Annotated in this window: 16 protein-coding genes and 1 pseudogene; 10 read left to right on the forward strand and 7 right to left on the reverse strand. The window is 74.2% G+C overall.

Annotated features, from left to right (window positions below):
- From B7P34_RS27395 to B7P34_RS27410, 4 genes are all read right to left on the reverse strand, one after another.
- Window positions 1–936, reverse strand: a 936-nt coding sequence (locus B7P34_RS27395) for an ABC transporter permease (RefSeq protein WP_189383085.1), incomplete at its 3' end; no start/stop codon positions are given.
- Window positions 933–1,694: a molybdate ABC transporter substrate-binding protein gene (gene modA, locus B7P34_RS27400; protein ID WP_106680817.1), complete on the reverse strand. Its 762-nt coding sequence runs from the start codon at window positions 1,692–1,694 to the stop codon at window positions 933–935. The genes modA and B7P34_RS27395, both read right to left, overlap by 4 nt.
- Window positions 1,695–1,707: 13 nt before the next feature.
- A complete protein-coding gene (locus B7P34_RS27405; RefSeq protein WP_106680819.1) occupies window positions 1,708–2,100 on the reverse strand; it encodes a TOBE domain-containing protein in 393 nt (130 codons plus the stop codon).
- A gap of 102 nt (window positions 2,101–2,202) precedes the next feature.
- Window positions 2,203–4,878 carry a lysylphosphatidylglycerol synthase transmembrane domain-containing protein gene (locus B7P34_RS27410; RefSeq protein ID WP_106680821.1) on the reverse strand — a complete coding sequence of 892 codons (2,676 nt, stop codon included), beginning with the start codon at window positions 4,876–4,878 and terminating at the stop codon, window positions 2,203–2,205.
- 161 nt (window positions 4,879–5,039) lie between these two features.
- Between B7P34_RS27410 and B7P34_RS27415 the strand changes: the two genes are divergently transcribed.
- The 5 genes from B7P34_RS27415 to nudC all read left to right on the forward strand — a co-directional run bounded on the left by B7P34_RS27415 (window position 5,040) and on the right by nudC (window position 15,118).
- The gene (locus tag B7P34_RS27415) at window positions 5,040–5,399 is read left to right on the forward strand and encodes an MGMT family protein (protein ID WP_223268289.1); all 360 of its coding nucleotides are present in this window, start codon (window positions 5,040–5,042) and stop codon (window positions 5,397–5,399) included.
- 203 nt (window positions 5,400–5,602) lie between these two features.
- Window positions 5,603–8,917, forward strand: coding sequence for an ATP-dependent helicase (locus B7P34_RS27420; RefSeq protein ID WP_106680823.1), 3,315 nt, complete (start codon window positions 5,603–5,605; stop codon window positions 8,915–8,917).
- A gap of 73 nt (window positions 8,918–8,990) precedes the next feature.
- Window positions 8,991–12,632: a UvrD-helicase domain-containing protein gene (locus B7P34_RS27425; protein WP_106680825.1), complete on the forward strand. Its 3,642-nt coding sequence runs from the start codon at window positions 8,991–8,993 to the stop codon at window positions 12,630–12,632.
- A gap of 58 nt (window positions 12,633–12,690) precedes the next feature.
- Window positions 12,691–14,118 carry a dipeptidase gene (locus tag B7P34_RS27430; RefSeq protein ID WP_106680827.1) on the forward strand — a complete coding sequence of 476 codons (1,428 nt, stop codon included), beginning with the start codon at window positions 12,691–12,693 and terminating at the stop codon, window positions 14,116–14,118.
- 58 nt (window positions 14,119–14,176) lie between these two features.
- Window positions 14,177–15,118 (forward strand): NAD(+) diphosphatase, encoded by a 942-nt coding sequence (gene nudC, locus B7P34_RS27435; RefSeq protein ID WP_106680829.1) that lies wholly within the window; start codon window positions 14,177–14,179, stop codon window positions 15,116–15,118.
- Window positions 15,119–15,215: 97 nt separating this feature from the next.
- Here the strand turns inward: nudC and B7P34_RS27440 are convergent, their stop codons facing one another.
- On the reverse strand, window positions 15,216–15,473 hold the full coding sequence (locus B7P34_RS27440; protein WP_106680831.1) for a mycoredoxin: 258 nt from the start codon (window positions 15,471–15,473) through the stop codon (window positions 15,216–15,218).
- Window positions 15,474–15,662: 189 nt separating this feature from the next.
- On the opposite strand from B7P34_RS27440, the gene B7P34_RS27445 reads away from it, so the two are divergent.
- From B7P34_RS27445 to B7P34_RS27465, 5 genes are all read left to right on the forward strand, one after another.
- The gene (locus B7P34_RS27445) at window positions 15,663–17,867 is read left to right on the forward strand and encodes an ATP-dependent DNA helicase UvrD2 (RefSeq protein ID WP_106680832.1); all 2,205 of its coding nucleotides are present in this window, start codon (window positions 15,663–15,665) and stop codon (window positions 17,865–17,867) included.
- 160 nt (window positions 17,868–18,027) lie between these two features.
- Window positions 18,028–18,354, forward strand: coding sequence for a hypothetical protein (locus B7P34_RS27450; protein ID WP_106680833.1), 327 nt, complete (start codon window positions 18,028–18,030; stop codon window positions 18,352–18,354).
- Between the two features lie 203 nt (window positions 18,355–18,557).
- On the forward strand, window positions 18,558–18,848 hold the full coding sequence (locus B7P34_RS27455) for a WhiB family transcriptional regulator (RefSeq protein ID WP_353620270.1): 291 nt from the start codon (window positions 18,558–18,560) through the stop codon (window positions 18,846–18,848).
- Complete coding sequence (locus tag B7P34_RS27460) at window positions 18,845–19,171, forward strand: hypothetical protein (RefSeq protein WP_106680835.1); 327 nt, start codon at window positions 18,845–18,847, stop codon at window positions 19,169–19,171. Before B7P34_RS27455 ends, B7P34_RS27460 begins: the two co-directional genes overlap by 4 nt.
- 133 nt (window positions 19,172–19,304) lie before the next feature.
- Complete coding sequence (locus B7P34_RS27465) at window positions 19,305–19,520, forward strand: hypothetical protein (protein ID WP_223268290.1); 216 nt, start codon at window positions 19,305–19,307, stop codon at window positions 19,518–19,520.
- A gap of 18 nt (window positions 19,521–19,538) precedes the next feature.
- On the opposite strand, the gene B7P34_RS27470 is transcribed toward B7P34_RS27465, so the two are convergent.
- Entirely contained in the window at window positions 19,539–20,918 is a 1,380-nt protein-coding gene (locus tag B7P34_RS27470; protein WP_106680837.1) for an ABC1 kinase family protein, read from the reverse strand.
- Window positions 20,919–20,965: 47 nt separating this feature from the next.
- Window positions 20,966–21,544: pseudogene (locus B7P34_RS27475) on the reverse strand (hypothetical protein); the annotation flags it as partial.

A 21,544-nucleotide genomic window follows, 5' to 3' on the forward strand; every position in this document is an offset into this window, starting at 1 on the left:
GGGGCCGGGGTGGCCGGAGCCCTCCGGGGCTGCATGATTTACGGTCCCCGTTCGTCGTTCCGGGTGCCCCGAACGCTTCCGCAAATCACTCCCCCAGCTACCGCTGGGGGTGCCCCCAACGCCCCTTGCCGGGCCCCGGCCACCCCGGCCCCTCCCGACCGTCCGCGTCTGCAGCCAGTGGCCCCTGAGGGCCAGGAGTACCGCCGTTGCGATCAGCAGGAGGAGCAGGGACACCGCTGTTGCTCCCTCCGGGTCGTCCTGCAACAGCAGGTAGACCTGGAGGGGCAGCGTTTGGGTTTCGCCCGGGAGGTTGCCCGCGAACGTGATCGTCGCGCCGAACTCGCCCAGCGCCCTCGCCCACGTGAGCGCCGCTCCCGCGACCAGGCCCGGTGCCACCATCGGCAGCGTGATCGTGCGGAAGACGCGGAGGGGGGTTGCTCCCAGGGACGTCGCCGTCTCTTCGTAGCGGGGGTGCAGGCCCGCCAGTGCTCCTTCCAGGCTGATCACCAGGAAGGGCATTGCTACGAAGGAGGAGGCGACTACTGCGCCCGCCGTGGAGAAGGGGAGCGTGATGCCCAGTGACTCCAGGGGCGGGCCCAGGACACCCCTTCTTCCGTAGCCCTGGAGGAGTGCCACGCCCGCGACCGTCGGCGGCAGCACCATCGGCAGCATCACCAGGCTGCGGACGAGTGACTTTCCCGGGAAGTCCACCCTCGCCAGGAGCCAGGCCAGGGGGACTCCGAGGAGGAGAGACAGCCCCAGGGCCCAGGCCGAGACCAGGAGGGACAGGCCCAGGGCTTCGGTCGCTTCGTGTGAGGTCAGGCGGGCCGGGAGCGTGCTCCACGGCGTGCGCGCGAGGATGCCCAGCAGGGGCAGGAACAGGAACGCCACTGCCGCCGTTGCGGGCAGCGCCAGCGTCAGCGGCGTTCTCCTCACGGCTGCTGGAAGCCCGCGGTGCGGAGGAGCTTCTGGGCCTCGTCCGTGCTGAGCCACTTCACGAAGTCGGCCGCCTGGTCGGCGTGCTTGGAGTTCTTGAGGGTGGCCGCCGGGTACGACGCCACCGCGTTCTGCGCGTCGGGGATGGGAGTGGTGGAGATTTTGTTCTTGGCCGTCGTCGCGTCCGTCACGTACACGATTCCCGCGTCCGCCTCGCCCAGGCTCACCTTGCTCAGCACCGCCCGTACGTTGGGCTCCTGAGACGCCGGCTTGACCGTGACGTGCTGCTGGTCCAGGACCTTCTTGCTGTAGCGGCCCACCGGGACCTCGGGCGCCGCCAGGACGACCTTGAGGTCATCGCGGGAGAGGTCCGAGAGGGACTTGACGTTCTTGGGGTTGTCCTTGGCCGTGGCGATCGTCAGCCGGTTCTTGGCGATGACGGTGGGGGAGCCCGTGTCCTTCCTGAGGTCCTCCATCGTCTTCGTGTCCGCCGTGACCAGAGCGTCCGCGGGTGCGCCCTGGCGCACCTGCGCCGCCAGTTCCTGGGAGCCCGCGAAGGAGAACGTCACCTTCGTGCCGGGGTGCTCCTTCTCGTAGGCCGCGCCCGCCTGCTTGAAGACGTCGGTGAGGGACGCCGCCGCCAGGACGGTGAGGCTGGTGGATTCCTTGGCGTCGGACTTGTCCTCGCCGCCGCAGGCCGCGAGGAGCGGGACGAGCAGGGCGCCGGCCAGGAAGGGCAGGGAGCGGCGAATGTGCATCGGTTCTCCGTGGTCAGGTGCGGTCGATGTGCACGTTCGTGGCCTTCACCCGGGCCACCGCTTCCATCCCGACCGCCAGGCCGAGCTCCTCGACGGCCTCGCGCGTCAGGAGGGAGACCAGCCGGTGCGGGCCGGCCTGGATCTCGACCTGGGCCGCCACGTCGCCGAGCTTGACCGCGGTGATGATGCCGGGGAAGGCGTTGCGGGCACTGGTGTACGCGTCCTCGCCGTCGGCCGCCTCCGCCGCGAGGGACACCGAGAACGCGGCCAGGTCGGCCCCGTCGATGTGCCGCTTCCCCGCTTCGTCGCGGCGCGTCGGTATCCGGCCCGCGTCGGCCCACCGCCGGACGGTGTCGGTGCTGACTCCGAGCAGCTTGGCCGCCCGGCCGATGGTGTAGGAACGCATATGCGGCACGTTAAGGGGCTGGCGCTCGCATGTGCAAGGTTTTCCGGGGGGTGGGGCTGGTAGATGCCTCGCCCCGTCCTTTGCGGGCGAGGCGTCCTCCGCTCAGATCGCTCCCTTGCGGGTCAGGTGCGTGAACGACAGCCAACCCGGCAGCACCGGCAGCCACAGCGTCATCAGGCGGAAGAGCAGCACCGCCGGCGTGCCCTGTTCCGCGGGGAGACCGGCCACCGTCAGCGCCGCCGTGAGGGCCAGTTCCACCGCGCCCACGCCGCCCGGCGTCGGCGCCGCCGAACCCAGCGCGTTCGCCGTCAGGAACACCACCGCGATGCTCGCGTAGCTCAGCTCGCCGCCGAACGCGCGGATCGACGCGTCCAGGCACATGACGTTCGCCGCCGTCAGCAGCAGCATGCCGCCGATGCCCGAGACCAGCTTCTGCGGGCGCTGCATCACGTCCAGCATGCGCGGGATCACGCCCGCGAAGAGCGACCGGAGGCGGGTCGACACGAACTTCCGCAGGACGGGGATCGCCGCCACGACGAGCACCAGCACGGCGGCCGTCAGGAGGCCGCCGATGACCGTGCGGGAGGGGCCGAGGGACGAGCTGCGCTCCGTGCCGGTGACGTAGCCGAAGGACAGCAGCAGCAGGATGTGGCACGCCAGGCCGAACAGCTGGGACGCGCCCACGCTCGCCACCGCGAGGCCCGGGCGGACGCCCGAGCGCTGCAGGAAGCGGGTGTTCAGGGCCACGCCGCCGACCGCCGCGGGAGCCACGAGCTTGACGAACGAGCCGGCCACCTGGGCCAGCACCGTGCGGCCGAAGCCCACCTTCTCCGGCACGAAGCCCAGCAGGCTCATCGCCGCGGCGACGTACGTCAGCGCCTGGAAGGCCACCGCGACCGCCACCCACGCCCAGTCCGCCTTCTCGACGAGGTCGCCGAACTGCACGTGGGTCAGCTGCGACAGCAGGAAGTACGCGGCGAAGGCGCCCGCGACGAAGCTGATGAGGGTGCGCGGCTTGATGCGTTCCAGGCGGACGGGCTCTATCGGGGCCTGGGGGCGGATGAGCAGGACCTGGCGGCGGATCTGCGCCAGCAGGTCCTCCTCGCGGGCCTCCTCCAGGGCCTCGTCTATCGCGCGCTTCTCGGCCTGCCGCTCCGCCTTGAGCGTCTTGCGGTCGCTGACGTCCTCCTTGGCCCCCTTGGCGGCCTCCGCCGCCTCCAGGACCTTCTCGCGCTCGCGCTGGGCCCGCTCGCGGGCGAGCTGGCGCAGGGTCGCGCGGCTGACGCGGGTGAGGGCCATGGGCTGCAGGAGCGGGAGGCTGTCGGCGATGGCGTCGGGGCCGAGGACGGCCACGCCGGTGGCCACGGCGCGCTCGGCGCCGACGCGCAGGCCGAGCGTGACGAGGAGCTGGGCCACGTCCATGCGCAGGACGAGGTCGCCGGCCGCGATCTCGCCGCCGCGCAGGTCGGTCAGGACCACGTTGCCGGAACGATCCACCAGCAGGGCGTCGCCGTCGAGCCTGCGGTGCGCGATGCGGCGCGACTGCAGGGCCTGCACCTGCCGCCACGCGCCCGCCATGAGCTCGTCGGTGATCTCCTCGGTGGGCACCTGGCCGAGGGGGCGGCCGCCGATGTGCTCGTAGACGAGCATCACGGCGTCCGGGCCCAGCTCGGAGGTGGCGATCAGCTTGGGGGCGTTGGCGCCGGCCGCGATGGCCGCGTAGGCCAGCAGTGCCTCCTGCTCCAGGGCCTGGCGCAGGGACTGCAGGCTGCGGCGCTGGGTGATGCCCCGCAGGGCCAGCCGCTGCCAGACGCGGTAGAAGAAGCCCTGCGCCTGCTGCTCGCGGTCGACGACCGTGACGTCCAGAGGCGGGTCGTCCTCCAGGGTGACGATGTAGCGGCGGCCCCGCTCGTGCGGCTCGGTGTCGTCGGCGCCGTCCTCGGTGCGCAGCGCGGTGACCGGCTTGAAGCCGACGCGGCGCAGGCCCGTCAGCAGGTGGCGGCCCGTGGGGCGGACGTTGGGGGAGCCGACGGCGTAGAGCGTGCCGTAGGCGACCGTCCAGCCGATCAGGACGGTGGTGACGATCGAGAACGGCGTCGTGTAGCCGTTGACCAGGACGGCGAAGGCGTCCAGGAGCAGGACCGCCCACATGGCGACCCGCCAGCGGGGGCGGCGGGACATCCCCACTGCCGTCATATAGGCGATGACCGGTGCCAGGTAGCCGTGCACCGGATCGGTGAGGCCGCCCGTGGGCGCCTGCTGGGTGAGGGCGTCCCGGATCGAGCCGGGGGCCGTGCGGGCGACCCACAGGTCGGTGGCCAGGGACACGCCGTGCGCCAGCACGGCCGCCAGCACGCCGTCGGCGATGCGCAGCCCGTCCCGTTTGATCAGCCGCTCGATGGCGAAGGCCACCGGGACGATGAAGATGGCGATGTTGGCCGCGAGGCCCGCGAAGCTCGCCAGCAGCTGCGGGGCCCGGCCCGTGCTCTCGCTGATGTCCTGTTCGAGGCCCGTGGTGGTGCCGTGGGCGAAGGCCGCGAGGGCCAGGACGAGGGCGATGCCGACGATGCCGAGGAAGAGCCGCACCAGGTCGGCCGGGCGGTGCACGCGGGCGGGCAGCAGGGGCTCGTCGCCGGAGACCTTGTCGATGTGCGCCTCTCCGTCCGCGCAGTCGTAGCCGGGCTCCCCGGAAGCGGGCAGCGCTCGGGGAGCGCGCTCCTCTTCAGGAGGTTCCGCGCCCTGCTGCCGGTCCTTCTCTTCTTCTTGGTCTCGTATCACCTGTCACCGCCCGGAAGATGGTGGCATGGCCCCGCCGGGCGAGGGGGCATCAGGGTGCAATTCGGGGGCGCGGACTCCGGATCGTACGCCCTGTGGTGCGGATGCGCACTCTGAGTGACCGGGGGCCCGTGCTGTCGGTGGGGTACGGCACCATGGACCGGATGAGCGAGGACGATGAGCTCCCCGAGTACGCGGAGCGGGTGCTGGAGGTCGCCGAGCGGATCCCACCCGGCCGGGTGATGACCTACGGGGACGTCGCCGAGTGGCTGGGGGAGGGCGGGCCGCGGCAGGTCGGGCGCGTCATGGCGCTCTACGGCGGCGCCGTGCCCTGGTGGCGGGTCGTCCGCTCGGACGGCGTCCTGCTGCCCGGCCACGAGCTGCGCGCCCTCGCCCACTACCGCGAGGAGGGCACGCCGCTGCGCGAGGCCGGGCGGGCGGCCGGGGGACACGTGCCCCGGCTCGCCATGGCCCGCGCCCGCTGGGACGGCCGCGACCCCGGGAGTGTGACTCCGCACACCTGACGGTTTCCCCCGGCCACCGTGTGACCGGTACGGGACCGGTCTCACCCGAACGGGTGAGACCGTGGAAGCCGTGCGCCGACTCCCGGGACGCCCTGCGCCCCGGACGCCGCCTGGCGTAGCGTCGGGAACCGCCGTCACTCCCCGGCCTCCCGGCCCGCACGGCCGCACGACTCCCCGCACCCCCACCAGGACCGGCAACCCACGTGAGCTCCTCCCCGCCTTCCGGCTCGACCCGGCCGCAGCGCCCGCAGGCACGGCAGCCCTCCCCGGGCGCCTACCGCCTCGTGCGCACCCGGCCGGGCCCCACGGCCCTTCCTGAGCTGGACGCGCGCCGGCGCGCCGTGGTTGAGCACGCCGGCGGTCCCCTGCTCGTCCTCGCGGGGCCCGGCACGGGGAAGACCACCACGCTCGTCGAGGCCGTCGCGGAACGGGTGCGCCGGGGCACCCCGCCGGAGCGGATCCTCGTCCTCACCTTCAGCCGCAAGGCCGCCGTCGAGCTCCGCGACCGGATGGCCGCCCGGCTCGGCGCCGGAGCCGGCGCGCCCCGCGCCACGACCTTCCACTCGTACTGCTACGCCCTCGTCCGGGCCCACCAGGACGCCGACCTGTTCATCGACCCGCTGCGGCTGCTGTCCGGCCCCGAGCAGGACGCCGTCGTGCGCGAGCTGCTGGCCGGCCAGGCCGAGCTGGAGCGCGCCGGCCGCGCCCGGGTGCGCTGGCCCGACGAGCTGCGCGCCTGCCTGACCACCCGCGGCTTCGCCGACGAGGTGCGCGCCGTCCTCGCCCGCAGCCGTGAGCTCGGGCTCGGCCCCGAAGCCCTCGGCGGCTTCGCCGGCCGCACCGGCCGGCCCGACTGGGCCGCCGCCGCGTCCTTCCTCGCCGAGTACCTCGACCTGCTCGACATGCGCGGCGTGCTCGACTACGCCGAGCTCGTCCACCGCGCCGTCCTCCTCGCCGAGCGGCAGGACACCGCCGCCGAACTGGCCGGCCGCTACGACGCCGTCTTCGTCGACGAGTACCAGGACACCGACGCCTCCCAGGTGCGGCTCCTGCGGGCCCTCGCGGGCGACGGCCGCACCCTCGTCGCCTTCGGCGACCCCGACCAGTCGATCTACGCCTTCCGGGGCGCCGACATCAACGGCATCCTCGAATTCCCGCACGCCTTCCCGCGCCGGGACGGCACGCCCGCGCCCGTCGAGGTCCTCACCACCTCGCGCCGCTCCGCCGCGCGGCTGCTCGAAGCCACCCGGCTGCTCACCCGCCGGATGCCCCTCACCCGCCTCCCCGCGGACGCCGTCCGCGCGCACCGGGACCTCGCCGCGGTGCGCGAGGGCGGCAGCGTGGAGGCGTACACGTACCCCACCGCGGGCGCCGAGACCGACAACATCGCCGACATCCTGCGCCGCGCCCACCTGGAGGACGGCGTCCCCTGGCACGAGATGGCCGTCCTCGTCCGCGCCGGCTCCCGCTCCATACCGTCCCTGCGCCGCGCCCTGACGTCGGCGGGCGTCCCCGTGGAGGTCGACGGCGACGACATCCCCCTGCGCCAGGAACCGGCGGTCGCCCCGCTGCTGACGGCGCTGAGGGTGGTGGCGGAGGACGTGGCGTCCGCTGCCGCCGCGGACCCCACCGGCGGGCAGCCCCCCGCCATGGACCCCGAGACCGCCCTCACCCTCCTCACCTCCCCCCTGGGCGGCATGGACGCGACGGACCTCCGGCGCCTCGGCCGCGCCCTGCGCGATGAGGAGCGGGCCGGCGGCGCCGACCTGCCCCGCCCCTCCGACACCCTCATCGCCGAAGCCCTGGCGCAGCCCGAACGGCTCGCCGTGCACGACCCCGCCTACGCCCGCGGCGCCCAGCGCCTCGGCGCGCTCCTGCGCGAGGCGCGCGAGCTCCTCGCGGCCGGCGGCACCGCCGAAGAGGCCCTCTGGGCCCTCTGGGACGGCACCCCCTGGCCCGCCCGCCTGGAGCGCACGGCCCACCGCGGCGGCGCCGCCGGCCGCAACGCCGACCGCGACCTGGACGCGATCTGCGCCCTCTTCGAGACCGCCGCCCGCGCCGAGGAGCGCACCGGCGGCCGCGGCGCCCTGAACTTCCTCGACGAGCTCGAAGCGCAGGACATCGCCGCCGACACCCTCACCCGCAGGGCCGTCCGCCCGGACGCCGTGCGCCTGATGACCGCCCACCGCTCCAAGGGCCTCGAATGGCACCTCGTGGTCGTCGCGGGCGTCCAGGAAGGCCTCTGGCCCGACCTGCGGCGCCGCGGCTCGCTCCTGGAGGCCGACCGGATCGGCCGCGACGGCCTCGCCGAGCCGCTCAGCCCCGGCGCGCTGCTCGCCGAGGAGCGCCGCCTGTTCTACGTGGCGGCCACGCGTGCGCGCGAGCGCGTGGTCGTCACCGCGGTCAAGGCGGCCGCCGAGGACGGCGACCAGCCCTCCCGGTTCCTGGCCGAGCTGGGCGCCGAGCCCGTCGACGTCACCCAGCGCCCCCGGCGCCCCCTGGCCGTCCCCGCGCTCGTGGCGGAGCTGCGCGCCACGACCGTCGACCCCGCCGCCTCGGACGCCCTGCGCGCCGCCGCCGCGCAGCGCCTCGCCCGGCTCGCGGCCCTGCGCGACGACGAGGGCCAGCCGCTCGTCCCGGCGGCACACCCGTACCGCTGGTGGGGCCTGCACGAGCCGACGCACAGCGAGGTGCCGCTGCGCGACCGCACGCGCCCCGTCGCCCTGTCCGGCTCGGCCCTCGGCCAGTTGGGCACCTGCTCCCTGCAGTGGTACCTGGGGCGCGAGGTGAAGGCCGACGCGCCCGCCACCGCCGCCCAGGGGTTCGGCAACGTGGTGCACGTCCTCGCCGACGAGGTCGCCTCCGGCCGCACCCCCGCCGACCTCGCCGTGCTCATGGAGCGGCTCGACTCCGTGTGGGACGCACTCTCCTTCGACGCCCCCTGGAAGTCCGTGCAGGAGAAGGAGAACGCCCGCGCGGCCCTGGAGCGCTTCCTGCGCTGGCACGTGATGGAGCGCGGCGGCCGGGCCCCCGTCGCGACCGAGCACCCCTTCGACGTCACCCTGAAGGCCGACGACTACCTGGTCCGCATCCGCGGCTCCATGGACCGCGTCGAGGCGGACGAGCACGGCCGCGCCTACGTCGTCGACTTCAAGACCGGCAAGGGCACCGTCTCCGCCAAGGACGTCGAGCGCCACCCCCAGCTCGCCGTCTACCAGCTCGCCGTCGAGCACGGCGCCGTCGACGACGTCTTCGAGGGCGCCCGGCCGCGGCCCGGCGGCGCCGAGCTCGTCCAGCTGCGCCAGGGCGCGGCGAAGAAGGACGGCGGCGACTCCGTGCCGAAGGTGCAGGCCCAGGAGCCGCTGGGCGAGGGCGAGTGGATCGGCGGGCTGCTCGCCGAGGCCGCGGGCCGCGTCCTGGAGGAGCGGTTCGCGCCCCGGCCCGGCCAGCACTGCTCGCACTGCTCCTTCCGCGCCTCCTGCACCGCCCGCCCCGAGGGCCGGCAGGTCGTCGAATAGCCCGCTCCTCGCGGGACCTCTCTGACCTGCGGTGATACGGGGCTGTCAGTGGCGGCCGTTAGCGTGGTGTGCCGTGACCCCGCGCCTGACCGACCCCGAGCAGCTCAAGGAGCTCCTCGGCATCCCCTTCACCCCGGAGCAGACGGCCTGCATCACCGCGCCGCCCGCCCCGCAGGTCATCGTGGCCGGCGCCGGCTCCGGCAAGACCACGGTGATGGCCGCGCGCGTGGTCTGGCTCGTCGGCACCGGGCAGGTCGCCCCCGAGCAGGTCCTCGGCCTCACGTTCACCAACAAGGCCGCGGGCGAGCTGTCCGAGCGCGTCCGCAAGGCGCTCGTCGCCGCCGGCGTCACCGACCCCGAGCCCCCGGCCGCCGACCCCGGCCAGGCCCCCGGCGAGCCGCAGATCTCCACGTACCACGCCTTCGCCGGACGGCTCCTGAAGGAGCACGGCCTGCGCATCGGCCTGGAGCCCGGCGCACGCCTCCTCGCCGACGCCACCCGCTTCCAGCTCGCCGCCCGCGTCCTGCGCACCTCACCGGGCCCGTACCCCGCCCTCACCCGGTCCTTCAGCGATCTCGTCGCCGACCTCCTGGCCCTCGACGGCGAGCTCTCCGAGCACCTCGTGCCCACCGGGGACCTCCGCCGTCACGACCGCGAGCTGCTGGCCGCCCTGGAAGGCGCCCGGCTCACCAACGCCGACCTGCGCAAGGTCCCCGAGACCGCCCGCGCCCGCCTCGAACTGCTGGAGCTCGTCGGCGCCTACCGCGAGGAGAAGCGCAAGCGCGACCTCCTCGACTTCGGCGACCAGATCGCCCTCTCCGCCGAGCTCGCCCGCACCCGCCCCGAAGTGGGCCGGATCCTGCGCGAGCAGTTCGCCGTCGTCCTCCTCGACGAGTACCAGGACACCTCCGTCGCCCAGCGCCTCCTGCTCGCCGGCCTCTTCGGCGCCGGCACCGGCCACGCCGTCACCGCCGTCGGCGACCCCTGCCAGGCCATCTACGGCTGGCGCGGCGCCTCCGTCGCCAACCTGGACGACTTCCCCGAGCACTTCCCCTTCGCCGACGGCAGCCCCGCCCGCCGCTTCGCCCTCAGCGAGAACCGGCGCAGCGGCGGCCGCCTCCTCGACCTCGCCAACGACCTCGCCGCCGAGCTCCGCGAGCGCCACGAAGGCGTCGAGGCCCTCCGCCCGGCCCCCGGCGCCGAGCGGGACGGCATGGTGCGCTGCGCCCTGCTGCCCACCCACGCCGAGGAGCTCGAATGGCTCGCCGGCTCCCTCGCCCACCTCGTGCGCAGCGGCACCCGCCCCGGCGACATCGCCGTCCTGTGCCGCACCGCCGCCGACTTCGCCCAGATCCAGGGCGCGCTCGTGCGGCGGGACATCCCCGTCGAGGTCGTCGGCCTGTCCGGGCTGCTGCACCTGCCGGAGATCGCCGACCTCGTCGCCGTCTGCGAGGTCCTCCAGGACCCCGCCGCCAACGCCTCCCTCGTCCGGCTGCTGATCGGGCCCCGCTGGCGCATCGGCGCCCGCGACCTCGCCCTCCTCGGCCGCCGCGCCCGCACCCTCGTCCCCTACGGCAGCGCCGGCGACGACCCCGAGCGGCGCCTGGCCGAAGCCGTCGAAGGCGTCGACCCGGCCGAGACGGTCTCCCTCGCCGACGCGCTCGACACCTTCCTCGCCGCCGACGCCCCGGACGACGGCCTGCCCTTCTCCGCCGAGGCCCGCGTCCGCTTCGCCCGCCTCGCCGCCGAACTGCGCGACCTGCGCCGCTCCCTGGCCGACCCCCTCATGGACGTCCTCCACCGCGTCCTCGCCGTCACCGGCCTGGAGGTCGAGCTGTCCGCGTCGCCGCACGCCCTGGCCGCCCGCCGCCGCGAGACCCTCTCCCACTTCCTGGACATCGCCGCGGGCTTCGCCGCCCTCGACGGCGAGACCACCGTGCTGTCCTTCCTCGGCTTCCTGCGCACCGCCGCGCAGTACGAGAAGGGCCTCGACAGTTCCCTCCCCGGAGGGGAGGACACCGTCAAGATCCTCACGGCGCACAAGTCCAAGGGCCTCGAATGGGACGTGGTCGCCGTCCCCGGCCTCGTCGACCGGACGTTCCCCAGCGAGCAGGCCCGCGACTCCTGGACCGCCCAGGCCAAGGTCCTCCCGCACGCCCTGCGCGGCGACGCCGACACCCTGCCCGACGTCCAGGCGTGGGACAGCAAGGGCATGACCGCCTTCAAGGCCGCCATGAAGGAACACCAGCGCATCGAGGAACTCCGCCTCGGCTACGTCACCTTCACCCGCCCCCGCTCCCTCCTCCTGGGCTCCGGCCACTGGTGGGGCCCCAGCCAGAAGAAGCCCCGCGGGCCGTCCGCCTTCCTCGACGCCCTCCGCGCGCACTGCGAGGCCGGCCACGGCGAGATCGAGGCCTGGGCCGAGGCCCCCGAGGAAGGCGCGGAGAACCCCGCCCTGGAGGAGACCGCGACCGACCGCTCCTGGCCCCTGCCCCTCGATCCGGACTCCCTCGCCCGGCGCCGCGCCGCGGCGGACGCGGTGAACGCGCACCTGGCCCGGCTGGACGCCGCGCCGGCGGAGACCGGGGAACCGGGTCCCGCGGACGATCCGGAGTGGCCGGCCCCGTCGGACGACGAGGAGTACGAGGCGTACGAGGACTTCGAGGCGTACGAGGACGAGCTCCTCGCCGGCCCCGGTGCGTGGGACGACCTCCCGACGGCCCGCCCGGAGCCGGGAAGCGCTGAAGAGGCCGGACCGGCGCATCCCGCTCCGCCGCAGCGGCGCATCACCCCCACCGGGGAGCCCGGCGGTGCCGGAAGCGGCTGCGCCCCGTCGCTGCCGGCCCCCCGCCGCGAGGCCGGCGGCCCCGTGCCCGTGCGGGACGACCACGCCCCCGCCCGCCCCGGGCCTGTGGGCGGCCTGCCCCACCCGGCGCCGCACCCGGAGGAGTTCCCCTCCGGGCAGTCCCCCGCGACCGGGGAGCCGGGGCCCGCGGTGCCCCCGCTCCTGCCCGAGGAAGCGCGGCTCGCCGCCTCCTGGGACCGTGACCTCGACGCCCTGGCGGGCGAGCTCCGCCGGGCGCGAGCGCGCGAGCGCGATGTCCCCCTGCCCGCCGCGCTCAGCGCCTGGCAGCTGGTCAGGCTCGCCGGCGACCCCGAAGGGTTCGCGCGCGAGCTCGCCCGGCCGATGCCGCGCCCGCCCCAGCCGGCGGCCCGCCGCGGCACCCGCTTCCACGCCTGGATCGAGTCCCGCTTCGAGCCGCTGCCCCTGCCGCTGCTCGGCCCCGACGAACTGCCCGGCGGCGCGGACGACGACGGCCCCGGCCCCGAGATCGCCGACGAGCAGGACCTCGCGGCCCTCAAGGAGGCCTTCGAGCGCACCCCGTACGCCCACCGCGTCCCCCACCGGATCGAGGTGCCCGTCCAGCTCACCCTCGCGGGCCGCGTCGTCCGCGGCCGCATCGACGCGGTCTACCGCGAGCGCGGCCCCGAGGGCGACACGTACGAGATCGTCGACTGGAAGACCAGCCGCGCCCACGACGCCGACCCCCTGCAGCTCGCGATCTACCGCGTCGCCTGGGCCGAGCAGCACGGCCTGCCGCTGTCCTCCGTGACGGCCGCGTTCGTGTACGTGCGCGACGGCCGGACCGTCCGCCCGCCCGGCCTTCCCGACCGGGCCGGGCTCGAACGGCTCCTCCTGGGGGAGCAGGCGTGACCAGGGCGGACGCCGGGCCGGTCATGGTCACGATGCGTGTCCGGATAGGCTCGATGCCATGAGCGAGACTCCGGACAGCGCCGTCCGCGCGTTTATCGAAGGCCACCGCGCCGCGTTCCTCGACGACCTCGTCGAGTGGCTCCGCATCCCCTCCGTCTCGGCCGACCCCGGCCGCGCCGGGGACGTGCGCCGCAGCGCCGAATGGCTGGCCGCGAAGCTCGGCGAGACGGGCTTCCCGACCGTCGAGGTCTGGGAGACCGACGGCGCCCCGGCGGTCTTCGCCGAGTGGCCCTCGGGCGACGAGGGCGCCCCGACCGTTCTCGTCTACGGACACCACGACGTCCAGCCCGCCGCCCGCGAGGACGGCTGGCACACCGAGCCCTTCGAGCCCGTCTTCAAGGACGGCAAGCTGTACGCCCGCGGCGCCGCCGACGACAAGGGCCAGGTGTTCTTCCACACCCTCGGCGTCCGCGCCCACCTCGCCGCCACCGGCCGCACGGCGCCCGCGGTCAACCTCAAGCTGCTCATCGAGGGCGAGGAGGAGTCCGGCTCGGAGCACTTCGCCGGCCTCGTCCGCGCCCGCGCCGACCGCCTCGCCTGCGACACGGTGATCGTCTCGGACACCGGCATGTGGTCCGAGGACACCCCCACCGTCTGCACCGGCATGCGCGGCCTCGCCGACTGCCAGATCGACCTCTACGGCCCCGACCAGGACATCCACTCCGGCTCCTTCGGCGGCGCGGTGCCCAACCCCGCCATGGAGGCCGCCCGGCTCGCCGCCGCCCTCCACGACGAGGACCTCCGCGTCGCGATCCCCGGCTTCTACGACGGCGTCGTCGAGCTCACCGACCGCGAGCGCGAGCTCTTCGCCGAGCTGCCCTTCGACGAGAAGCACTGGCTGCGCGCCGCCCACTCGTACGCCTCCCGGGGCGAGGCCGGCTACAGCACGCTGGAGCGCATCTGGGCCCGCCCCACCGCCGAGGTCAACGGCATCGGCGGCGGCTACCAGGGCCCCGGCGGGAAGACCATCGTCCCCTCCACCGCCCAACTGAAGCTGTCCTTCCGGCTCGTGGCGGGCCAGGACACCGGCCGCGTCCAGCAGGCCGTGCGCCAGTGGGTCGCCGACACCCTGCCGGACGGCATCCGCCACGAGCTCACGTTCTGGGGCGCCACCCGCCCCTGCCTGACCCCGCTGGACCACCCGTACCTGAAGTCGGTCGTGCGGGCCATGGAGCGCGCCTTCGGCAAGAAGGTCCGCTTCACCCGCGAGGGCGGCTCCGGCCCCGCCGCGGACCTGCAGGACGTGCTCGGCGTCCCGGTGCTCTTCCTGGGCATCTCGGTGCCCTCGGACGGCTGGCACGCCCCGAACGAGAAGGTCGAGCTCGACCTCCTGATGAAGGGCGTCGAGACCGCCGCCCACCTGTGGAGCGACCTCGCGGAAGCGGGCGCCTCCGCGACCGTGCCCGGGGGAGGGAGCGCCGGCTAGCCCGCGCACCGCACAGACGACCAATCGCAGGGATTCGTAGGGGGAGTTGGAAGCAGCAGTGACCACCTGGACCGATCGCACGGCCGCCCGGCCGATCACCCTCACCGGCGTGAGCGGCATCGACCGCGCCGCCCACCACCGCCTGGACGAGGCGTGGCTCGCCGCGGCCTGGAGCCACCCCTCCACGAGAGTCTTCGTGGTCTCCGGCGGGCAGGCGCTGATCGACGACACCCCCGACGGCCGCACCGAGCTCGTCATGACGCCGGCGTTCGAGGCGCCCGTCACCGAGACCCACCGCTACTTCCTCGGCCAGGACGCGGACGGCATCGCCTACTTCGCGCTGCAGAAGGACGCCCTGCCGGGGCGGATGGACCAGTCCGCGCGCCCCGCCGGGCTGCGCGAGGCGGGCCTGCTGCTCTCGCCGCGCGACGCCGGGCTGATGGTCCACGCGGTCGCCCTGGAGAACTGGCAGCGGCTGCACCGCTTCTGCTCGCGCTGCGGCGAGCGCACGGTCGTCGCGGCCGCCGGCCACATCCGCCGCTGCCCGGCCTGCGGCGCCGAGCACTACCCGCGCACCGACCCGGCCGTGATCATGCTCGTCACCGACGAGGACGACCGCGCGCTGCTCGGCCGCCAGATGCACTGGCCGGAGGGCCGCTTCTCCACCCTCGCGGGCTTCGTCGAGCCGGGGGAGTCCCTGGAGCAGGCGGTGCGGCGGGAGGTCGCCGAGGAGGCGGGCGTCGTCGTCGGCGACGTGGAGTACGTCGCGAGCCAGCCCTGGCCGTTCCCGTCCAGCCTGATGCTGGGCTTCATGGCGCGGGCGGTCTCCCGCGACATCCAGGTCGACGGCGAGGAGATCCACGAGGCGCGCTGGTTCTCGCGGGAGGAGCTGCGGGCGGCCTTCGCCTCCGGCGAGGTCCTGCCCCCGACCGGCATCTCCATCGCGGCCCGGCTGCTGGAGCTCTGGTACGGCGAGCCGCTGCCGCAGGGCCAGCCCTGACGGACGGGCGCCGCTGCCGGCCCGGCCGGCAGGCACGGCGAAGGCCCCGGTCCGCGGACCGGGGCCTTTCTGCTCGCGTGCCCGCCGCGAGCGCGCGTCAGGAGGCGAGGGCCTGCTTGACCTGAGCCAGGGACGGGTTGGTCATGGTGACCGGCGCGGCACCGCTGAGCGGGTTCACCAGGACCGTCGGGACCGTCTGGTTGCCGTCGTTCGCCTTCTCCACGAAGGCGGCCGACTCGGCGTCGTGCTCGATGTTGATCTCGTTGTAGGTGATTCCCTCGCGGTCCAGCTGGCTCTTCAGCCGGCGGCAGTAGCCGCACCACGTGGTGCTGTACATCGTCACGGTGCCCGACATTCGACCTCGTGCCCTTCTCTCGGTGGTGGTCCGGTCCGCCCCCTGGTCGTGCCGTGGGTACCGATCCCGGTGTTGTTCCGGTGGTAGAACGTGCACCTGTCCACAGCCATTCCCGCATTCGTACGACTAACGGGTCACGCCTGTGGACGGCATTCCCGGTCGCCCCGCCGGACCTGGCAGCATGGCGGGGTGACAGCAGCAACGCACTCCACCCTCTTCCCGCCGGTTCCGGACTCCCCGGACGCGGTGCTCGACGGGCTCGACCCCGAGCAGCGCGAGGTGGCGACGGCCCTCGGCGGCCCGGTGTGCGTGCTGGCCGGCGCCGGTACGGGCAAGACCCGCGCGATCACCCACCGCATCGCCTACGGCGTCCGCTCCGGCGTGCTCCAGCCCTCCAGCGTGCTCGCCGTCACGTTCACCAACCGCGCCGCGGGGGAGATGCGCGGCCGGCTCCGCCAGCTCGGCGCCGGCGGCGTCCAGGCCCGCACGTTCCACTCGGCCGCCCTGCGCCAGCTGCAGTACTTCTGGCCCAAGGCCGTCGGCGGGGAGCTGCCGCGGCTGGCCGAGCGGAAGGTCCAGATCGTCGCGGAGGCCGCGGCCCGCTGCAAGCTCCGCCTCGACCGCACCGAGCTGCGCGACGTGACCGGCGAGATCGAGTGGGCCAAGGTCACCCAGACCGTCCCCGAGGACTATCCGGCGGCCGCCGCCAAGGCCGGCCGCGAGGCCCCGCGCGACCCCGCCGAGACCGCCCGGATCTACGCCGGCTACGAACAGCTCAAGCGCGACCGCGGCGTGATCGACTTCGAGGACGTACTGCTGCTGACCGTCGGCGTCCTGCAGGACCGGCACGACATCGCGGAGACCGTCCGCCGCCAGTACCAGCACTTCGTCGTCGACGAGTACCAGGACGTCAGCCCCCTCCAGCAGCGCCTCCTGGAGCTGTGGCTCGGCGACCGCGACAGCCTCTGCGTCGTCGGCGACGCCAGCCAGACGATCTACTCGTTCACCGGCGCCACCCCCGACCACCTGCTGAACTTCCGCATCCGGCACCCCCACGCCACCGTCGTCAAGCTCGTCCGGGACTACCGCTCGACCCCCCAGGTCGTCCACCTCGCCAACGGCCTGCTCTCCCAGGCCCGCGGCCGCGCCGCGGAGCACCGCCTGGCGCTGGTCTCCCAGCGCGACGCCGGCCCCGAGCCCGTCTACGGCGAATACGCGGACGAGCCCGCCGAGGCCGAGGGCACCGCCCGCCGCGTGCGGGACCTCATCGACTCCGGGGTGCCCGCGAGCGAGATCGCGATCCTCTTCCGCATCAACGCCCAGTCCGAGGTCTACGAACAGGCCCTCGCCGATGCCGGCGTGCCCTACCAGCTGCGCGGCGCCGAGCGGTTCTTCGAGCGGCCCGAGGTGCGCGAGGCCGGGCTGCTGCTGCGCGGCGCCGCCCGCGCCGGCGGCACCGACTCCCAGCTCGACGGCGCCGACGACGTCCCGTCCCAGGTGCGAGCCGTCCTGGGCACCCGCGGCTGGACGCCCGAGCCGCCCGCCGGCTCCGGTGCGGTCCGGGACCGCTGGGAGTCCCTCGCGGCCCTCGTGCGCCTCGCCGAGGACTTCGTCCGGGCCCGGCCGGACGCCACGCTCGCCGATCTCGTGGCCGAGCTCGACGAACGGGCGAGCGCCCAGCACGCCCCCACCGTCGAGGGTGTGACTCTCGCCTCACTTCACGCCGCCAAGGGCCTGGAGTGGGACGCCGTCTTCCTCGTCGGCCTCGCCGAGGGCATGATGCCGATCACATACGCCAGGACGGACGAGCAGATCGAGGAGGAGCGCCGGCTCCTCTATGTGGGGGTCACCCGGGCCCGCCGCCACCTCTCCCTCTCCTGGGCGCTCTCCCGGACGCCGGGCGGCCGGCCCTCCCGCAGGCCCACCCGCTTCCTGAACGGCCTGCGCCCGGGCTCCGCGGCCGTCCGCCCCGGCACCGCCTCCCGCGGCGGCCCGGGAGGCGTCGAGCGCGGCCCCGACCGCCGCCGCAAGCGGGGCTCCGCCCGCTGCCGCGTCTGCGGCCGCACCCTGACCGATGCGGGCGAGATCAAGCTCATGCGCTGCGAGGACTGCCCCTCCGAGCTCGACGAGGCGCTCTACGAGCGGCTGCGCGACTGGCGCGCGGACCGGGCCGGCGAGCTCGGCCAGCCCGCCTACTGCGTCTTCACCGACAAGACCCTCCTCGCGATCGCGGAGGCCGTTCCGGGAACCGAAGCGGAGCTCGCGCGCATCTCAGGGGTGGGAGGGCGCAAGCTCGACTCGTTCGGTGCCGATGTCCTCGCGCTGTGTGCAGGACACGACCTGACGTCGCAAGATGCGTCCCACGACGCGTCCGGAGAATCTCCGGAAAAATAGTTTGCGCACGCGGACGGCATACCCATAGCCTTCCGAGCACGGAGACAACGGCTCTTCCGGGAGCCGTCGGATCCGTGCTGTACTGAACCAGCTGTACTGAACTTAAAAGCCCGGACCTGTTCCGACAGGTCCCCGAAGACGCCGAGAGGAGGCGAGACCAATGATCAGCTTCAAGACCTGCAACAAAATGACCGATCGCCCGGTCGTCGCCGCCCGTCCGCTCGGCTTCTCCTTCGTCTCGCTCCGGGGCACCGGTCTGTCCGGCGCCGGTTTCGCTCCGATCAACGGCTCCGCCCTGATCAGCGAAACCTCCCTGATCAATGAGCGACCGACCAAGGCGTCCGCGGTAGAGGCAGCAGCAACGGCACAGGCCCAGGCCTATGCCCTTGCGGCGACGACCAACGGCGCCGGATCCGTCAGCACGCAGCACCAGCACCAGACGATGTGGGCCTTCCGTGGGCTCGAACCCTGGAGAGATCCAGCCTGATCGGCATGATCAGGTCGGCACCTTCCAGGGCCGCGGAACCCACACCGGGATCCGCGGCCCTTTTGTTTGCCCCCTCGCCGAGGGGAACCAGCCCGGCCACGAGCCGGAAGACAGACGAGGAAAAAGACACCGTGCAACTCAAGGCGCACACCCCGTCAGTAGCGACCGACCTGATCCCCCCGCCCGTCCCCACGGAGGACACCTTGACCCCCCTCACCGCCCTGACCGACCTCGACGACGCGATCGAGAACCTGGGCACCCCCGTCCCCTGCCGCAGCTATGACCCGGAGGTCTTCTTCGCCGAGTCGCCCGCGGACGTGGAGTACGCCAAGTCGCTCTGCCGGACCTGCCCGCTGCGTGAGGCCTGCCTCGCCGGTGCCATGGACCGCCGCGAGCCGTGGGGCGTCTGGGGCGGCGAGCTCTTCGTCCAGGGCGTCGTGGTGGCCCGCAAGCGGCCCCGTGGCCGTCCGCGCAAGAACCCGGTCGCCGCATGAACGTCTTCGGCACCATCGACCGCCCCACCACGCACGACCCCAAGAAGCAGGATCCGACCATGCACCGCCCCTCCGCCGAGCCGTTCGGCCCCGAATTCCCCCTCCGTGACTCTGCCCGCGCGACCGCCTCGCGCCAGAACAGGAACCTCGAAATGCAACTCATCCCAGAAGCCCTGGCCCGTGCCCATATGCACGAGCGACTGAGGGAGGCCGACTCCGAGCGGAGGGCCACCCGGCTGGCCGCCGCCCGGCGCATGCAGCGCCGCGCCGAGCGCGCCTCGATGCGCGCCCGCCGTGCCCTGGCCATGGCGGTCATGAACTGACCCGGGAGCCCCGGCGGGCCCCGCCCGCCGGCCGCTCCCACCCCCGCGGGGCCGGATCCGCAAGGACCGGCCCCGCGGGGCGTTCGGGTGCGTTGTGCCCTCCCGGCACCTCTACGGGGATATCGTCTGGGGAGTGGACCAGAAGACGCATGAACCAGTGCAGTTGAACCCTGAGGCCACCGAGACCGACGAGACCATCGCCTGCGCTCGCTGTGGCACCCCCGCCGACGGTGCGCCGCCGACCTGGACCTGCTCCTTCGAGAACGGCCGCCGCCGCTACTTCTGCGACGACTGCGCCCGGGCCAACATCAGATCGATCGAGGGCCGTCTCGACTCGTCCTGGTGGTGAGGCCGGGTGCCCGGCACCTCAGGCCGGCGTCTCCCGGCCCTCCGCGGCCGGGCCGCCGCCCGCCGCCGCGAAGCCGGGCACCCACGCCTCCATCTCGTCCCGCAGCCGCACGGTCGCGCCCAGCTGGCACAGCACCCCGATCGTGCTCATCGTCACGCGGTGTATCAGCAGATACGCCGGCGGGAGGTTGAGCTGCCGGGCCAGCTGGTACGCGGGGGAGCGGGGGTCGGCGATCCGCGTCGCCTGCGCGCGCATCCAGCCGCGGGTGAAGGTGAACTCCGCCACCTGCGCCGGCTCGATGATCGGCAGCAGATAGTCGAGCACGGCACCGGGATCCAGCTCGATCTCCGGCTTGACGAAGCCCTCGTCCCGCAGCAGCTCGTGGACCGCCTCGGCCTCGCCGTCCAGCGTCAGCCGCAGCGCGGTGCCGATCTCCGGCGGGAGGCCCTGCGGCAGCCGGTCGACCGTGCCGAAGTCCAGCACGCCCAGCCGCCACTTCTCCGCCGGGCCGTCGGGATCATCCCCGGTCAGCAGCCGGAAGTTGCCCGGATGCGGGTCGGCGTGCAGCAGCCCCGTGCGCGCCGCGCCGGAGAAGAGGAAGCGCGCCAGCAACTGCCCGGCCCGGTCCCGCTGCTCCTGGGTGCCGTCCGCTATCACCTCCGACAGCGGCAGCCCCTCCATCCACTCGGTGACCAGCACCTGATCGCTCTGGTGCACCACCCGCGGGACGACCACGTCCGGATCGCCCGCGAACTCCTCGGCGTGCGCACTCTGCGCCCGGGCCTCCAGGCCGTAGTCCAGCTCCTCGGAGACCCGGTCCTTCAGCTCCGAGATCAGGGGCTTGATGTCCATGCCCGGAACCAGCGGCCCCAGCAGTCTCGCGAACCGGCCCAGCTGGGTCAGGTCCGACAGCAGGGCCTCGCCCGCGCCCGGGTACTGCACCTTCACCGCGACCTTCCGGCCGTCGTGCCAGACCGCCCGGTGCACCTGCCCGATCGAGGCGGCCGCCGCGGGACGGTCGTCGAACTCCTCGAACAGATCCCGCCAGTCCTCGCCGAGCCGCTCCGCCAGCGCCGCGTGCACCGTCTTCACCGGCATGGGCGGGGCCGCTTCCTGAAGCTTGGTCAGGGCGGCCCGGTACGGCCCGGCGATCTGCTCGGGAAGGGCCGACTCGAACACCGAGAGCGCCTGACCCAGCTTCATCGCACCCCCCTTGAGCTGCCCGAGCGTCGCGAAGAGCTGCTCTGCAGTGCGCTGCTGCAGCTCCGTCGCGATCAGCTCCGCCGGCCGCCCGCCGATGCGCTTGCCGAGCCCCAGGGCCGTGCGCCCCGCGAACCCCAGTGGCAACGCCGCCAACTTGGCGGTACGCGTGACCGCCTTGCGGGGTAGATCAGACATTCGCCCCTCCAACTAGCTGAGCTGAACAGCCACGCCGCGGACGGCGGTTACCTGCTCATTGTCCCGTGCGGCGACCCCGTGGCCGCGGCACACCCGGGTTCCGGGGAGCGCGCCGCGCCGCAGGGGCACCGCGGATGCGGCTCGACGGGCCGCGGGGACCAGGCCGGACCCGGCAGCGCCAGCTCCAGCCGCACCCCCGCGCTCGCCGGGGACCCACCGTCGAGGAAGGCCAGCGCCCGCGCCACGGTCAGCCCCGCCACAACCGTGGCCAGTGCCATGTCGCACGACGGTACCCCCGAGCCGCGGCCGGACCGCCACTGGGCGAGCATCCGCGGCCAGGCCGGGTCGCGGCCGGCCCGCCCCAGCTCGACGCAGCCCGCACAGGCCGTGGCGCCGGGCAGCACCAACGGCCCCACCAGCCCGGTGGCTTCCAGGACGCCCGCGTACATGTGCGGGATGCCGGACAGGACGAGCTCCTGAGCGGCGCCGGGATCGGGGGCGTACGCGGCCAGCCCGTCCCTCGGGGCGAACACCACCAGCGCCAGCGGCGGCTCCGGCTCACCGCCCCGCCGGGACCGCCGCCGCGGCCCCGGCGCCGCCTCCCGCACGGCACGCCGTGCCGCGGT

Source organism: Streptosporangium nondiastaticum (assembly GCF_003011965.1).
GTDB classification, from domain to species: domain Bacteria; phylum Actinomycetota; class Actinomycetes; order Streptomycetales; family Streptomycetaceae; genus Streptomyces; species Streptomyces nondiastaticus.

Excerpts from the sequence above, each read along its gene's own strand:
- modA (WP_106680817.1), bottom strand. The coding sequence starts at position 1,694 with ATGCACATTCGCCGCTCCCTGCCCTTCCTGGCCGGCGCCCTGCTCGTC.
- B7P34_RS27405 (WP_106680819.1), bottom strand. The coding sequence starts at position 2,100 with ATGCGTTCCTACACCATCGGCCGGGCGGCCAAGCTGCTCGGAGTCAGC.
- B7P34_RS27415 (WP_223268289.1), top strand. The coding sequence starts at position 5,040 with ATGAGCGAGGACGATGAGCTCCCCGAGTACGCGGAGCGGGTGCTGGAG.
- B7P34_RS27430 (WP_106680827.1), top strand. The coding sequence starts at position 12,691 with ATGAGCGAGACTCCGGACAGCGCCGTCCGCGCGTTTATCGAAGGCCAC.
- B7P34_RS27440 (WP_106680831.1), bottom strand. The coding sequence starts at position 15,473 with ATGTCGGGCACCGTGACGATGTACAGCACCACGTGGTGCGGCTACTGC.
- B7P34_RS27450 (WP_106680833.1), top strand. The coding sequence starts at position 18,028 with ATGATCAGCTTCAAGACCTGCAACAAAATGACCGATCGCCCGGTCGTC.
- B7P34_RS27460 (WP_106680835.1), top strand. The coding sequence starts at position 18,845 with ATGAACGTCTTCGGCACCATCGACCGCCCCACCACGCACGACCCCAAG.
- B7P34_RS27470 (WP_106680837.1), bottom strand. The coding sequence starts at position 20,918 with ATGTCTGATCTACCCCGCAAGGCGGTCACGCGTACCGCCAAGTTGGCG.